14 protein-coding genes and 1 pseudogene are annotated in these 16,571 nt (G+C 33.8%); 14 read left to right on the forward strand and 1 reads right to left on the reverse strand.

Annotated elements, in window-relative coordinates; genetic code table 11:
• Positions 1-17: 17 nt before the first annotated feature.
• The 14 genes from B5E48_RS04750 (at position 18) to B5E48_RS04815 (ending at position 16,186) form a co-directional block, all read left to right on the forward strand.
• Complete coding sequence (locus B5E48_RS04750; RefSeq protein ID WP_087244422.1) at positions 18-1,688, forward strand: formate--tetrahydrofolate ligase; 1,671 nt, start codon at positions 18-20, stop codon at positions 1,686-1,688.
• Between the two features lie 18 nt (positions 1,689-1,706).
• Positions 1,707-2,195 (forward strand): 5-(carboxyamino)imidazole ribonucleotide mutase, encoded by a 489-nt coding sequence (gene purE, locus B5E48_RS04755; protein ID WP_087244423.1) that lies wholly within the window; start codon positions 1,707-1,709, stop codon positions 2,193-2,195.
• Positions 2,192-2,917, forward strand: a complete 726-nt coding sequence (gene purC / locus B5E48_RS04760) for a phosphoribosylaminoimidazolesuccinocarboxamide synthase (protein ID WP_224759479.1) — start codon at positions 2,192-2,194, stop codon at positions 2,915-2,917. Before purE ends, purC begins: the two co-directional genes overlap by 4 nt.
• An 11-nt stretch (positions 2,918-2,928) precedes the next feature.
• Complete coding sequence (gene purM / locus B5E48_RS04765) at positions 2,929-3,954, forward strand: phosphoribosylformylglycinamidine cyclo-ligase (RefSeq protein ID WP_087304247.1); 1,026 nt, start codon at positions 2,929-2,931, stop codon at positions 3,952-3,954.
• Positions 3,948-4,541, forward strand: a complete 594-nt coding sequence (gene purN / locus B5E48_RS04770) for a phosphoribosylglycinamide formyltransferase (protein WP_087244426.1) — start codon at positions 3,948-3,950, stop codon at positions 4,539-4,541. The genes purM and purN overlap by 7 nt, the downstream gene beginning before the upstream one ends.
• The gene (purH, locus tag B5E48_RS04775) at positions 4,542-6,065 is read left to right on the forward strand and encodes a bifunctional phosphoribosylaminoimidazolecarboxamide formyltransferase/IMP cyclohydrolase (protein WP_087296673.1); all 1,524 of its coding nucleotides are present in this window, start codon (positions 4,542-4,544) and stop codon (positions 6,063-6,065) included.
• 10 nt (positions 6,066-6,075) lie between these two features.
• Positions 6,076-6,513 carry an ASCH domain-containing protein gene (locus B5E48_RS04780; RefSeq protein ID WP_087296674.1) on the forward strand — a complete coding sequence of 146 codons (438 nt, stop codon included), beginning with the start codon at positions 6,076-6,078 and terminating at the stop codon, positions 6,511-6,513.
• A gap of 12 nt (positions 6,514-6,525) precedes the next feature.
• Complete coding sequence (gene purD / locus B5E48_RS04785) at positions 6,526-7,782, forward strand: phosphoribosylamine--glycine ligase (RefSeq protein ID WP_087304248.1); 1,257 nt, start codon at positions 6,526-6,528, stop codon at positions 7,780-7,782.
• 9 nt (positions 7,783-7,791) lie between these two features.
• Entirely contained in the window at positions 7,792-11,550 is a 3,759-nt protein-coding gene (locus tag B5E48_RS04790; RefSeq protein ID WP_087304249.1) for a phosphoribosylformylglycinamidine synthase, read from the forward strand.
• Positions 11,551-12,927, forward strand: a complete 1,377-nt coding sequence (purB, locus tag B5E48_RS04795) for an adenylosuccinate lyase (protein WP_087244431.1) — start codon at positions 11,551-11,553, stop codon at positions 12,925-12,927.
• A 155-nt stretch (positions 12,928-13,082) separates the two neighbouring features.
• Positions 13,083-13,463: a hypothetical protein gene (locus tag B5E48_RS04800; protein ID WP_087304250.1), complete on the forward strand. Its 381-nt coding sequence runs from the start codon at positions 13,083-13,085 to the stop codon at positions 13,461-13,463.
• Positions 13,464-13,647: 184 nt separating this feature from the next.
• A complete protein-coding gene (locus tag B5E48_RS04805; protein WP_087304251.1) occupies positions 13,648-15,345 on the forward strand; it encodes a Na/Pi cotransporter family protein in 1,698 nt (565 codons plus the stop codon).
• A 120-nt stretch (positions 15,346-15,465) separates the two neighbouring features.
• The gene (locus B5E48_RS04810; RefSeq protein WP_087244434.1) at positions 15,466-15,840 is read left to right on the forward strand and encodes a RidA family protein; all 375 of its coding nucleotides are present in this window, start codon (positions 15,466-15,468) and stop codon (positions 15,838-15,840) included.
• Complete coding sequence (locus tag B5E48_RS04815; RefSeq protein WP_087244435.1) at positions 15,827-16,186, forward strand: hypothetical protein; 360 nt, start codon at positions 15,827-15,829, stop codon at positions 16,184-16,186. Before B5E48_RS04810 ends, B5E48_RS04815 begins: the two co-directional genes overlap by 14 nt.
• Positions 16,187-16,327: 141 nt before the next feature.
• On the opposite strand, the pseudogene B5E48_RS13770 reads toward B5E48_RS04815, so the two are convergent.
• A pseudogene (locus B5E48_RS13770) lies at positions 16,328-16,571 on the reverse strand (IS4 family transposase); the annotation flags it as partial.

The following is a 16,571-nucleotide window of genomic DNA, read 5'->3' on the forward strand; positions in this document are numbered from 1 at the left end:
AGAAAGGGTGTTTAATGATGTTAACAGATGTAGAGATTGCACAAAGTGCAAAAATGAAACCCATCAAGGAGATTGCTGAAAAAGTTGGACTTGATGAAGATGATTTGGAGCTTTATGGTAAGTATAAAGCTAAGATTTCATTAGAAGCGATTTCTCAACTTAAGGAAAAAGAAAATGGAAAGTTAATCTTAGTGACTGCCATTAATCCCACACCTGCAGGTGAAGGAAAGACAACAACAATGATTGGATTATCTCAAGCTTTGAATAAATTAGGGAAAAAATCTGTTGTGGCTATGCGTGAACCAAGTTTAGGTCCATGTTTTGGAGTGAAAGGTGGTGCAGCTGGTGGCGGTTATGCTCAAGTTGTTCCAATGGAAGATATCAATCTGCATTTTACTGGTGATATTCATGCTATTACGACTGCCAATAATTTAATTGCAGCGATGTTAGACAATTCTATTCAACAGGGAAACCCATTGGATATTGATACAAGACAGATTGTCTGGAAAAGATGTGTAGATCTTAATGATCGTGCATTAAGACATATTGTTGTGGGACTTGGTGGTAAAGTCAATGGTGTTCCTAGAGAAGATGGATTTGATATTTCAGTGGCGAGTGAAGTTATGGCTATTTTGTGTTTAGCAACATCATTGGAAGATTTAAAACAACGTGCGGGACGTATGATTGTGGCTTATAATCATGCTGGTGAACCTGTGACGGTGGATGATATTCAGGCCACAGGAGCTGTCACATTATTATTGAAAGATGCTATTAAGCCAAATTTAGTCCAAACACTTGATCATACGCCAGTCTTTGTTCATGGGGGTCCATTTGCGAATATTGCACATGGATGTAACTCTGTTATGGCAACAAATTTAGCTATGAAATTAGGTGATTATGCTATTACTGAAGCTGGTTTTGGAGCTGATTTAGGTGCTGAAAAATTCTTAGATATCAAATGTCGTCAGGCTGGATTAAAACCAGATGCAGTTGTTATTGTCGCAACTGTCCGTGCGCTTAAAATGCATGGTGGCGTAAAGAAAACAGATTTAGCAGTAGAAAATTTAGATGCCCTTAGAAAAGGAATTGAAAACTTAGAAAAGCATATTGAAAATATTCATAAATACCATTTGCCTAGTGTTGTTGCTATTAATGCTTTTCCAACCGATACAAAGGCTGAACTTGAATTATTAAAGGAAATCTGTAAACAAAAAGGTGTCGATGTTGCCATTAGTGAAGTGTGGGCAAAAGGAGCAGATGGTGGCATTGAATTGGCTGAAAAATTATTAGAAGTCTTAGATACAAAAGAAGCTCATTTTGAGCCATTATATGATTTGAATTTGCCAATTGCTGACAAAATCAAAGTCATTGCAAAAGAAATCTATGGTGGGGATGATGTGACTTTCACTAAGAAGGTCATGAATAAAATGAAAAAATATGAAGCACAGGGATTAGGTCAATTACCAATCTGTGTCGCAAAAACACAATATTCATTATCTGATGATCCAACATTGCTTGGTCGTCCTCATGGATTTGTGGTTGAAATCAATGATTTGATTCCAAATACAGGTGCAGGATTTTTAGTCGCTATTAGTGGCGATATTATGCGTATGCCTGGATTACCAAAACAACCAGCTGCCGTGAATATGGATATTGATGAAGATGGCAAGATTGTTGGATTATTTTAAATAGAAGGAGATGGAGAAATGAAAGTAGCAGTGATTATGGGTTCAACAAGTGATTTACCTAAAGTTGAACCAGCTATTCAAATTTTAAAAGATTATGGTGTTGAAGTTCAGGTGAGATGTTTATCAGCTCATCGTGCTCATCTAGGACTTAGTGAGTTTATGAAGGAAATCAATCAAAATGGGACAGAGGTCGTGATTACAGCAGCAGGTATGGCCGCTGCCTTACCAGGTGTTGTCGCATCGCAAACAGTATTACCTGTTATTGGTGTTCCACTAAGTGGCGCAACATTAGATGGTATGGACGCTTTGTTGTCAATTGTTCAAATGCCTTCTGGTATCCCAGTTGCAACAGTCGCTATCAATGGAAGTAAAAATGCAGCTTATTTAGCATTACAGATGATGGCTGTACATCATGAAGAATTAAAAACAAAACTCATCGCCTTCCGTCAGGATAATGAAAAACAGGCAATGAAAGCAAATCAGGAAGTTATGGAAAAATATCAATAAAAAAGGAGAACAAAACAATGGCAAAATTATTATATGAAGGAAAAGCAAAACAAGTTTATGAAACAGAAAATCCAAATGAATACATCATTCATTATAAAGATGATGCAACAGCTGGTAATGGTGTGAAACATGATCAGTTTGAAGGAAAAGGTGTCTTAAATAATACGATTTCTTGTATTATCTTTGATATGTTAGAAGAAGCAGGAATCAAGACACATATGATTGAAAAAATCAATGAAAGAGATATTCGTGTTAAAAAAGTAGAAATCTTCCCATTAGAAGTCATTATTAGAAACATTACAACAGGATCATTCTGTAAAAGATTAGGAGCAAAAGAAGGTATTGTCTTAGATGAACCAATATTCGAATTAAGTTATAAAAATGATGACTATGGAGATCCATTAATCAATGATGATCATGCTGTAGCATTGGGACTGGCAACGCGTGATGAATTAAAATATATCCGTGAAACAACATTAAAGATTAATGAATTATTAAAAGCATTCTTCTTAAAATTAAATTTAAAATTAGTAGATTTTAAAATTGAATTTGGTAAAACTGAAGATGGTCAAATCTTATTGGCAGATGAAATTTCACCTGATTCTTGTCGTTTATGGGATGTTGATACAAATCAAAAATATGATAAAGATGTCTTTAGACAAGATATTGGTGATTTAATTGAAACTTATAAAGCCGTTTTAGCAAGAATGGAAAATAAATAAGGAGAAAAAGTATGGATTATAAAAAAGCTGGTGTAGATATTGAAGCTGGATACAAATCAGTAGAATTAATGAAAGAACATGTCAAAGCAACGATGCGTCCTGAAGTCATTGGTGGACTTGGTGGTTTTGCTGGAGCATTTGATTTAAGTGCCATTAAAAATATGGAAGAACCTGTTTTATTATCAGGAACTGATGGTTGTGGAACAAAGGTGAAATTAGCTTTTGTGATGGATAAACATGATACGATTGGTATTGATGCTGTTGCGATGTGTGTCAATGATATTGCATGTAGTGGTGGAGAACCATTGTTTTTCTTGGATTATATTGCCTGTGGAAAGAACTATCCTGAAAAAATTGCAACCATTGTTAAAGGGGTGGCTCAAGGTTGTCTTCAATCTGAATGTGCATTAGTTGGTGGTGAAACAGCAGAACATCCAGGATTAATGCCTGAAGATGATTATGATTTGGCTGGTTTTGCAGTAGGTGTTGTTGATAAAAAAGATATTATTGATGGTTCAAATATCAAAGCTGGTGATGTTTTGGTTGGTATCGCATCTAGTGGTGTGCATAGTAATGGTTTTTCACTTGTGAGAAAAGTTTTTGATATCACAAAAGAATCATTAGAAACATATTATGATGAATTAAATGGAACATTGGGTGAAACATTATTAACACCAACAAGAATTTATGTCAAAGCTTTAAAAAATATCAAAAAAGCTGGCGTTCAAGTCAAAGGATGCTCACATATTACAGGTGGAGGATTTTATGAAAATGTTCCAAGAATGTTACCAGATCATGCATTAGCCCTCATTCGTAAAGATAGTTATCCTATCCCACCTATTTTCAATCTGATTCAAAAGAATGGACAAATCGAAGAACAGATGATGTATAATACGTTTAATATGGGACTAGGAATGGTGATTGCTTTAGATCCTGCAGATGTTGACACAGCTATGAAAGCTATTGAAGAAGCAGGTGATCATTGTTATGTTGTTGGACATATTGAAGAAGGTCAAAAAGGAGTTCAGTTATGTTAAAGATTGCTGTGATGATATCTGGTGGTGGCACAGATTTGCAATCAATTATTGATGCCTGTCAGGCTGGAAAAATCAATGGAACGATTGAACTTGTGATTTCTAATCGTCAAAAAGCTTATGGTTTACAGCGTGCTCAAAAAGCAGGGATTGAAACAGCAGTTGTCAAAAAGAATGATACATTGATTGTATCAATGTTAAAGGAAAGAAACATTGATTTGGTTGTTTTAGCTGGTTATTTAGCCATTTTAACAGATGAACTGATTGATGCCTATCCAAATCAGATTATCAATATTCATCCTTCATTGATTCCTTCATTTTGTGGGGCAGGTATGTACGGAATGCATGTCCACGAAGCTGTTTTGAATAGAGGCGTGAAAGTCAGTGGGGCGACTGTTCATTTTGTCAGCAGTGAAATAGATGGTGGTCCTATCATTAAGCAGGTTGCCTGTGATATTTCGGATTTAGATAAACCAGAAGATATACAGGCTAGAGTTTTAGAGATTGAACATCGCATCTTACCTGAAGTTGTCGGGTTATATTGTGATGGAAGAATAAAAGTAGAAAATGGAAGGGCAAAGGTGATTTAAGTGAAAAGAGCTTTGATTTCTGTAACAAATAAAGATGGTGTTGTTGATTTTGCATCAGGTTTAGTGAAACTTGGATTTGAAATTGTTTCTACTGGTGGAACAATGAAAGTTTTAGAAGACAATGGTGTTCACTGTATTGCGATTGATGATGTCACTGGTTTTCCTGAAATGTTGGATGGGAGAGTGAAAACTTTACATCCTAAAGTTCATGGTGGACTTTTATTTAAAAGAGATAATCCAGAACACGTGAAAACAGTTCAAGAACATCATATTCAACCTATTGATTTGGTTTGTGTGAATTTATACGAATTTGAAAAAGCTTTAAGAGCTGGAAAACCAATGGAAGATATGATTGAAAATATTGATATTGGTGGACCTTCTATGATTAGAAGTGCTGCTAAAAACTTCAAAGATGTTTTGATTGTCACTGATCCAAGTGATTATGCAAAAGTCTTAGAAGCTATTGAAAACAATCAGACTGATTATGATTTCAGATTACGTCTTGCTTATAAAGCTTTTAGTACAACAGGGGCTTATGACGCCATGATTTCACGTTATTTTGCAGATGTATGTCATGATGAATTCCCTGATACTTTAAACATTTCATTAAAGAAAGTGGAACATTTACGTTATGGAGAAAACTCTCAACAGGCAGCTAATAAATATGAAGACAGCTATGTTCAAAAATCATTATTAGATTATGAACAATTACATGGAAAAGAAATTTCTTTCAATAATGTCAACGATTTATATGGAGCTGTGGCTTTAGTGAGAGAATTTGGTGATCAGATTGTTACAGCGGCTATTAAACATTCAACACCTTGTGGGGTTGCGATTGGTGAAACTGGTTATGATTCTTATATGAAAGCTTATGAAGCAGATCCACAATCTATCTTTGGTGGAATTGTAGCCGTGAACTATAAAATTGATAAACAGACAGCTGAACAGATGCATAAGATTTTCTTAGAAATCGTTGCAGCACCTGATTTTGACGCGGATGCTTTGGAAATCTTAAAGAAAAAGAAAAACTTACGTATCTTAAAATTAAAGAATTTAGATGCCAGAGATGCCAAATATGATATTAAATATCTTGAAGGTAAAGTGCTTGTCCAAGAGTTAAATACAAAGATGATTGATGAAATGAAAGTTGTCACTGAAGCAAAGCCTACACCAGAACAGCTAACAGATATGGAATTTGGTATGAAAGTTGTCAAATATGTCAAATCAAATGCAATCTGTATTGTGAAAAATGGTGTGACTTTGGCTATTGGTGGAGGACAGACTTCACGTGTCTGGGCTTTAGAAAATGCTATTAGAAACAATCCTGATAAGAATTTCGAAGGTTCAGTTTTAGCCAGTGATGCTTTCTTCCCATTTAATGACTGTGTTGAAGTTGCTGCCAAGGCAGGAGTTGGCGCTATTATTCAACCAGGTGGAAGTATCAGAGATCAAGATTCTATTGATTTGTGTAATGAAAAGAATATTCCAATGGTCTTTAGTGGATATAGACATTTTAGACATTAAGATATAAATAATGAATGCGAAACAGATGTGGGATAAGTTTTTGGACAAAGAAGCTGGAGATAGTTACGATGCATGGCAGTATGGTAGTCATGCCAATGGGCTTGCTTTACTGACATTGCTGAAAATCAAAACAGCAACATCTTCAGCTTATCCCATATATGTCCAATACGATGAACCTCTACCACAGGTTGGAAGTTACAGCATTATCTTAGATAAACAAGATCATGCTGTATGTATCATTCAAACGACAGAAGTTACCATCATTCCCTTTGATCAAGTGAATGATGAGCATGCTTATTTAGAGGGAGAGGGAGATCGTACGCTTGATTATTGGCGAAAAATACATGCAGATTTTTTTACACAGGAAATGGAAAATATGGGTCAGCAGTTTCATAAGGACATGTTAGTTGTGTGTGAAAAATTTAAAGTTGTATATCCAAAATCATAAGAGGAGGAAACCATGAAAGTATTAGTTATTGGTAGTGGTGGTCGTGAACATGCGATTGCTTATGCTTTAAATAAAAGCCAGAAAGTTGATGAAATTCATGCTATACCAGGAAATCCAGGTATGGCTGAAATTGGAACTTGTCATCCTGGTCATGTAGAAGATTTAGATAGTATTTTAAAATTTGTTGAAGAACATGCGATTGATTTTACAGTGATTGGACCTGAAGTGCCTTTATGCATGGGATTAGCTGATTTATTGGAAAGTCATGGACATAAAGTTTTTGGCCCAACGAAACAGGCTGCAACTTTGGAAGGAAGTAAAGCTTTTTCTAAGGATTTTATGAAAAGACATCATATTCCTACTGCCGCCTATCAGGAAGTTCACTCTTATGAAGAGGCTATTGAAGCTTTAACTTCATTTGATTATCCTGTTGTTGTCAAAGCAGATGGATTGGCAGCTGGTAAGGGTGTTGTGATTTGTGAAAATGAATCACAAGCAAAGCTGGCTTTACAGGAAATGATGATAGAAGGAGCTTTAGACGGAGCTGGAAAAACAGTTGTTTTAGAAGAATTCTTAACTGGATTTGAATGTTCGCTTCTTTGTTTTACTGATGGTGAAACAATCGTTCCCATGGTGAGTGCTAAGGATCATAAACAAATCTATGATGAAAATAAAGGACCAAATACAGGTGGTATGGGAACTGTTTCTCCAAATCCTTTCTTACCAGAGGGAATGGAAGAGATTTTGAAAAAAGATGTTCTAGAACCATTTATGGCTGGTTTAAAAGCTGATCATATGGATTATAGAGGTGTTGTTTTTATTGGTTTGATGATCGAAAATAATCAACCAAAAGTTCTTGAATTCAATGTTCGCTTTGGAGATCCTGAAACACAATCTATTCTTTTAAGATTAGATACAGATTTATTTGATATTATGTATGCTGTAAGTACAAAAACATTAAAAGATATTGATATTCAATGGAAAGACGAACATGTGGCCTGTCTTGTTTTGGCAAGTCAGGGTTATCCAGGAAGCTATGAAAAAGGCAAGGTTATTACGGGTATTGATCAGGTTGATGAAGATATCGTGATTTTCCATGCTGGAACTGCTATCAATCAAAATGGTGAGCTTGTAACAAATGGAGGACGTGTCTTAAATATTTGTGCCTATGGTCAAACATTAGAGGAAACACGTGATAAAGTTTATCAGGCTGCCAAGACTATTGATTTTGATGGTAAATATTATCGTAAAGATATTGGATTAAATTGAGGTGAAAAGATGAGTAAAGTCTATCGTGTATATGTTGAAAAGAAAAGTGCATATGCTATTGAAGCAAATGAGTTATTAAATAATATTCAGACACAATTAAAAATAGAAACAGTGACAGGTGTTCATGTTGTGAATCGTTATGATCTTCAAGGTGTCAGTGAAGATGTTCTTAAACAAGGGATTCCAACAATTTTAAGTGAACCTATGGTTGATGAAATTTATCAGGAAGATTATCCTTTAAATGAACATCAAAAAGCTTTTGCGATTGAATTTTTACCTGGACAATATGACCAGAGAGCTGATGCCTGTGAGCAATGTTTTCAGGTTTTAACAGGTGAAAAAAATGTTAAGGTCAAATGTGCCAAATTAATTGTTTTAGAAGGACAGGTATCTGATGATGATGTCAAAGATATTCAAAATTATTTGATTAATCCAGTAGATCAGCGTTTGGCTTCATTAGATAAACCAGAACATTTGAATGATGAAGATGTACATATTAACCCTGTTCCAATTATTGATGGATTTATGGATATGAGTGATGATGAATTGAAACGCTTTATACAAGATAATGGTATGGCCATGAATGAAGATGATTTAAAAGTCACTCAAGATTACTTTAAAAATGAAGAAAAACGTAATCCAACAGAAACTGAATTAAAGGTATTAGATACATATTGGTCTGATCATTGTCGTCATACAACATTTGCGACAATCATTACAGATTTAGACATTGAAAATGGTGCATTTAAAGAAATTTTAGAAAAAGATGTTGAAAATTATAAAACATCACGTCATTTGGTTTATGGTGTGAATACAGATCGTCCATTAACTTTAATGGATTTAGCAACGATTTCTATGAAAGAATTAAGAAAAACAGGCTATTTAGATGATTTAGAAGTTTCTAAAGAAATTAATGCCTGTTCTGTAGAATTGACTGTTCATACCAATGAAGGTGATGAAGAATGGCTATTGATGTTTAAAAATGAAACACATAACCATCCAACAGAAATTGAACCATTTGGTGGGGCAGCAACATGTTTAGGTGGTGCCATTCGTGATCCTCTTTCAGGACGTGCTTATGTTTACCAGTCTATGCGTATTACAGGAGCTGGAGATCCAAGACAGCCATTAGACGAAACAATGAAAGGAAAACTTCCTCAACGTAAAATCTGTCAGGAAGCAGCTCATGGTTTTTCAAGCTATGGAAACCAGATTGGTTTAACAACTGGTTTTGTCCATGAAATTTATGATGATGGATTCCTTGCAAAACGTATGGAACTTGGTGCCGTTGTGGCAGCTGCACCAAAAGATCAGGTGAAACGTTTAGAACCATTAAAAGGACATATTGTTTTATTGATTGGTGGACGTACTGGTCGTGATGGTATTGGTGGAGCGACAGGTTCATCAAAATCACATGAATTAAAAACCACAACAACAGCTGGAGCTGAAGTTCAAAAAGGAAATCCAGTAGAAGAAAGAAAAATTCAAAGATTATTTAGAAATCCTGAAGTGTCAAAACGTATTGTGCGTTGTAATGACTTTGGGGCAGGTGGAGTCTGTGTAGCCGTAGGTGAATTGGCAGATGGACTGGAAATCAATTTAGATGCTGTCTTAAAGAAATATGAAGGTTTAACAGGAACAGAATTAGCGATTTCTGAATCTCAGGAACGTATGGCTATTGTGATTGATCCTCGTGATGAAGCTTTTATTAAAGCTGCCTGTGATCAGGAAAATCTTGAAGTTGTCAAAGTCGCAACAGTCACTGACAAAAACCGTTTAACAATGTCTTATATGGGACAGACAGTTGTAGATATTGATCGTGGTTTCTTAGATAAGAATGGAGCTTCACGTTATCAGAATATTCATGTTGAATTACCTGATTTTGATCATACACCTTTTGATGAAGTGAAACAGACATCATTTGTCAAAACTTCAAAAGATGTGTTAAGTCGTTTATCTGTTTGTAGCCAAAAAGGATTGGTGGAAAGATTTGACTCATCTATCGGTAATGGAACTGTTTTATCACCATTTGGTGGAAAGACTTTAAGAACTGAAACTGAAGGTATGGTCGCTTTAATTCCGGTATTACAAAAAGAAACAACAACATGTTCAATCATGAGTTATGGTTATAATCCTGTCATTTCAAAATGGTCACCTTATCATGGTTCTATTTATGCGATTGTTGAATCTATTGCGAAAATTGTCGCAATGGGTGGAGATTATCATACAATTCGTTTCTCTTTCCAGGAATATTTTGAAAAATTACTTGATATTCCAGAAAAATGGGGAAAACCATTTGCAGCATTACTTGGTGCATATCGTGTTCAATCTGAGATGAAACTTCCATCTATTGGAGGAAAAGATTCTATGTCAGGTTCATTTGAAGATATACATGTACCACCAACACTTGTCTCTTTTGCGATTACTGGTGGAGATGTGCAAGATGTGATGACACCAGAATTAAAAGCAGCTCATCATACTTTGGTAGAAGTGATGTTACCAAAAGATGAATTCCATATTTTTGACTTTGATGCTTTAAAAGCACAATATGATGGTATTATGGAATTGATGAAAAATAAACAGGTTTATAGTGCTTATACTGTCAAAGATGGTGGTGTGATTGAAGCTGTTTATAAAATGGCATTTGGAAATGCAATTGGTGTACAATTGAATGATGAATTGGCATTAGAAAGCTTCGTTCAAAAAGATTATGGACATATCATCTTAGAAGTTGAAAATGGTTCAGTTGTGACATTGCCACATACAAGAATTATTGGACATACAGTTGATTCATCTGTTATGATATATCGTGATGAAACTTTATCATTAGATGAAGCTTATCAAGTTTATGAATCTGTTTTAAATGATGTTTATCCAACAACAGAAAAAGCTCCAACAAGTGATATGATTGTGAAAGACTGTCATCAAAGAAGTGAATTAAAAGCAAAACAGACATATGATGAAGTCAAAGTTGTTATTCCAGTATTCCCAGGAACAAACTGTGAATATGATTCAAAACGTGCTTTTGAACGTGCTGGCGCAACAGTTCAACTCGTCTTGATGCGAAATAAAACAGCTCAAGAAATGAAAGATTCTGTTGAAGAATTAGAAAAGGCTATTCGTCAATCACAAATTATGATGTTACCTGGTGGATTTAGTGCTGGTGATGAACCAGAAGGATCTGGTAAATTTATTGCGACAGTTTTAAGAAGTCCAAAACTAAAAGCTGCCATTGATGATTTATTAGAAAATCGTGATGGATTGATGATTGGAATTTGTAATGGATTCCAGGCATTAGTGAAATTAGGATTACTTCCTTATGGACATATTAAAGATATGGATGAAAATGATCCAACATTAACATTCAATACAATTGGTCGTCACTTATCTCAGATGGTGAATACAAGAATTGCTTCTGTAAAATCACCTTGGTTAACAGGTGTGAATGTAGGAGATATTCATACTGTTCCTATTTCTCATGGAGAAGGACGTTTTGTTGCTCCAAAAGAAGTCATTGAACAATTATTTGAAAATGGTCAGGTTTTTAGTCAATATGTAGATGAAAACAATCAGCCAACTATGGTTTCACCATATAATCCTAATGGATCAATGATGGCTATTGAAGGTATTGTTTCAAGTAATGGACGTGTATTAGGAAAAATGGCTCATAGTGAACGTCAAGGTGAAAATAGAAATAAGAATATTTATGGTGAAATGGATCAGAAATTATTTGAAGCAGGTGTAAATTATTTTAAAGGTGGTAAATAAATGGAAAGACAAATTTTTGAAAGTATGACACTTTGTCCTTTAGATGGACGTTATAGTAATGTCAAAGATGCTTTTGCCCAATATTTTAGTGAATATGCTTTAGTTAAATATCGTGTATATGTAGAAATTCAGTGGTTAAAGTTCTTGATTGAAAATATTGAAAGTGATATCTTAAAGAACTTTGATCAAGCCAATATGAAACAAATTGAAGATATAGCTAATCATTTTGATGAAGAAGCTTTTGCCAAAATTAAAGAGATTGAATCTTCAACACGTCATGATGTTAAAGCTGTAGAATATTATATTGGTAATACTTTAAAAGAAATGGGTTACGATGATTTAATCAGCTTTGTTCATATCGGTTGTACTTCAGAAGATATCAATAATACGTCTTATGCTTGTATGATTAAACATGGTTTACAAGATGTCTGGTTAAAAAAAGCAAATGAAGTTGTAGATGCAATGAATAAATGGGCAATTGAACATAGTGATGATGCCATGTTGGCACATACACATGGTCAACCAGCGACACCAACAACAATTGGTAAAGAATTTAAAGTCTATGCTTATCGTTTTGCTTCTAGTATTGAAAATATTAAAAATATTCAGATTAAAGCAAAATTCAATGGTGCAACAGGAAATTATAGTGCCATTTTAACAGCTTTTCCAAATGTTGACTGGCCTGCACAAGCTAAGAAATTTGTTGAAGAATATTTAGGTTTAACTTTCAATCCATTAACAACACAAATTGAAAGTCATGATTATACTTGTCATATTTTAGACGGTATTCGTCATTTCAATAATATTTTAATGGATTTAGATGTTGATATGTGGCTTTATATTTCTATGGAATACTTTAAACAGATTCCAGTTCAAGGAGAAGTAGGAAGTAGTACAATGCCTCATAAAGTGAATCCAATTCGTTTTGAAAACAGTGAAGCCAATGCAGATATGTCAAATCATATTTGTGTAGCTTTATCTAATAAGTTACCAAAATCTCGTATGCAAAGAGATTTATCTGATTCTTCTAGTCAAAGAAATTTAGGATTAGCTTTTGGATATTCTTTACAGGCTATGAATGAAACATTAAATGGACTTGCTAAATGTGTAGTGAATAAAGAAAAATTAGCATATGATCTTAATGAAAAATGGGAAGTTTTAGCTGAACCAATTCAAACAATGTTAAGAAAATATGGTGTGCCTGATGCTTATGATACTTTAAAAGCTCTAACAAGAGGAAAAAGTATTTCTAAAGAAGATATTTTGAAATTTGCTGAAAGTTTAGATATTCTTTCTGATGAAGACCGTGAAACTTTAGTGAATATGACACCAGCTTCTTATATTGGTAAAGCAAGTGAACTTGCAAAAATGAAATAAATAGAGAAGGTAATGGGCATCTATGATGAACATTACCTTTTTACGTAAACAAAAACTATATAATTTATGCTTTACAATGAATTGATCAATCAATCTAATATTTTAACCATGAAAAGTTTGGATATGTTATAATTGTTATAAAAGGGGATGGGATAATGAAATATCGTGTTATTTATAATAAAGGACTACCTAAGTCCATGTTAGAAAAGATAAAAAATAGGGAATATACATTAGATGAGATTCATTCTATGTATCAAGTTATAAAAAGAAACCATGATGCTAAACAAAAGGGATGGATACGTGCTATGATCATTTTGATAATATGTATTGTTGGCGTAGGTGGTTTAGGAATAACAAAAGTTCAACAACAGGCCTTAATAGTTTATCTTTTTTCCATTGGTTTTGTAGCTGTATTATGTATCTTGATATTGATATATGCAAAAATCAATGCAGTCAATAAAGAAATGAACCAACTTCAAAAAGCGTTAGAAATAGGGTATCCAGAATTGGCTGAAAGATTTTTTGTGAAATCGTGATATTTTTCTCAAAAACTTAGCAGCGAAAGACATTTATGAGATAAAAGAACCTATATAATATATAGCTTTATGATTTAGAAAATATATGAAAAATGTCGATAGAAATGTTAAGATTATGTTAAAAATATTTACATTATGTTAGGAATATGTTAAGTTTTACTTGTGTATAAATAGGAGGGACATGATGGAACTGACAAACATATTCTCTTTGCTTGGAGGGTTGGCTTTATTCCTTTATGGGATGACAATGATGTCAAATGGTTTAGAGTTGGCTGCCGGGAATAAGATGAAGTCAATTTTGGAAAAATTGACAACAAATCGTTTTTTAGGGGTTGCAGTTGGAGCACTGATAACAGCGATTATTCAATCTTCATCAGCAACAACAGTCATGGTTGTAGGCTTTGTTAATGCAGGACTTATGCAATTGAAAAATGCTGTATGGGTCATCATGGGTGCCAATATTGGGACAACAATCACAGGACAGCTGATTGCCTTGGATATTACAGCTTTAGCACCTATTATTGCTTTTATTGGGGTTGTGTTGATTGCCTTTTTCAAAAGCAAGAAACTTGATGCAATTGGTGAAATTATTGCTGGTTTAGGTATTTTATTTATGGGGATGGAAATGATGTCAACAGCAATGGCGCCATTAAGAGAGTCTGCAGAATTTGCAAGTATTGTCGCAAACTTCCAAAATCCATTGATTGGTATTTTAGTAGGTGCAGTCTTTACTGCCATCATTCAGTCATCATCAGCGTCAGTAGGTATTTTACAGGCGTTAGCGATGAGTGGAGTTGTAACTTTACCATCAGCTATTTATGTTTTATTTGGACAAAATATCGGAACATGTATTACGGCTGTTCTTGCATCAATAGGGACAAATAGAAATGCAAAGCGAACAACAATTATTCACTTATCATTCAATATTATAGGAACAATTATCTTTGTTATTATTAGTATGACAACACCATTTGCTGCGTTTATGGCATCATTAACACCAACAAATGTTGCTGCACAAATTGCCAATGTACATACAGTATTTAATGTTGTGACAACAATCATCTTGTTACCAATTGGAACAAAACTGGTCGATTTATCATTCATTATTTTACCAGAAAAGCCAGAATTGGAAGGAAAGATGCAGTTAAAATACTTAGACTTTGGTATTTTTACAAACGACTATCATATTGGAACAAGTGCTATTGCGAATACGCAGTTGTTCAATGAAACACAGAACATGCTAGATGTTGCAATAGACAATGTCCGCAAATCATTTGAACTTTTGATAGAGTTCAAGGAAGACAAATATGAAAAGCTACAAAAGAATGAAGAATATATTAACTATTTGAATAAAAATATCGTAGACTTTACAACAAATGCGATTTCAACAGAATTTCCAATAGAAGGATCACAGGCCATTGGTTTATTCATGAAGATATCATCAGACATTGAAAGAATAGGAGATCATGCGGTGAACATAGCCCAAAGGGCTGAGCTACTTCAAAGTGAAGACAGACGATTCTCACATGAAGCTATGGATGAGATTGGAATCATGAGCAGTCTTTGTGTCAATATACTAGATGAGCTGAGAATCATGAATTATGATGAGTTCAGTAGCATTGTAGACAAAGTTGATGTAATAGAAGAGAACATAGACAAGACACATCATCAGTTTACAGTGAATCAGCTTAAGAGATTAAAAGATAAAAAATGTACAACAGAGAACAGTGTTGTCTATACAAAGATTCTTACAGATTTTGAAAGAATTGGAGATCATGGATTGAACATAGCCAAAGGTTTCTATAAAGCAAGAGAAGCAATGAAAGCTATGAAAATGGTGAAACCAGAAATGATCGAAGAAACAGAAAAAGCAACAGCGTAAAACTTTATGTGAAAACATAAAGTTTTTCTGTTTTTAAAGTTAAAAATAATATTTTATATAAACAGTAGTTTCTATGATGAAAATTTGTTATAATATTGAACAACATAGGAGGTAATAATAATGAAAAAAGTTATATCAACGGATAAAGCACCAGGAGCTATTGGACCATATAGTCAGGGTATTGATTTAGGAGATATTATTTTCTTCTCTGGTCAAATTCCTTTGAATCCTCAAACTGGTGAAATGCCAGAAGGAATCGAAGCACAAACAAAACAGGCTTTAGATAATGTCAAAGGATTACTTGAAAGTCAAAATTTAGATTTTTCTCATGTTGTAAAGACAACAGTATTTTTAGACGATATGAAAGATTTTAATACTGTTAATAGCATTTATGCTCAATATTTTGTAGAGCCTTATCCTGCTAGAAGTGCTATTGAAGTAGGAAGCTTACCAAAAGGCGCACTTATAGAAGTGGAAATTATTGCCGTCAAATAACACTATCATTTTAGCTGAAAGATTTCATCATTATATTAAAATTTATTATAGTGATGGACATACGGAAATTATTTTTGAAGATATAAAAAGTTATCTTCAACAAAAAAGAGCAAAAAAAGGATATAAAAATGCTATTTTACTACATGAAAATTGGCTATATCCAACTATGAATCAAAAAGATTATTCATGTCATTGGGTTAACTTGTATTATTTACGTGAAAAAAATCCTTATTGCAAGCAATTATTAAAGGATAAAAATATATATCAAAAAGCAAAAATTATGTATATAAAACAAATTCAAAAAGAAATGAATACCTATGGTCATACAGTAAAAGAACTAAGGTAATACTTCAATGTCATTAAGTTAAGATGACAATATTTAACCAGGAATTGTATGGAAATATATTTTTCCTGGTTTTTAATATTTACTCAAGCTCAAAAAGTGTAGTCTTGAATCTACATCTGTCAAGGTATATAATAAACTATGTTAGTTATATCTATAGTTAAAGCATACGACAGTCTTTGGGTTGACATGTCGCTTGTATTTTCTGTTGGGTCGAATTGGCAGAATCTCTTTAGCTATCAGATACTCTACAGGTGGATTCTTTCCATCTTTTTTTCTTAGAAACTCTCTGATGATATGTATGGATTTTGTAAAATTAACCCGATATGTATATTTGTTTCTGTCCTTTTTAGGAATCTTTATTTCCTGTACAATCCTTTGACAGAAA

This window comes from Massilimicrobiota sp. An105 (assembly GCF_002161155.1).
GTDB classification, from domain to species: domain Bacteria; phylum Bacillota_I; class Bacilli_A; order Erysipelotrichales; family Coprobacillaceae; genus Allocoprobacillus; species Allocoprobacillus merdigallinarum.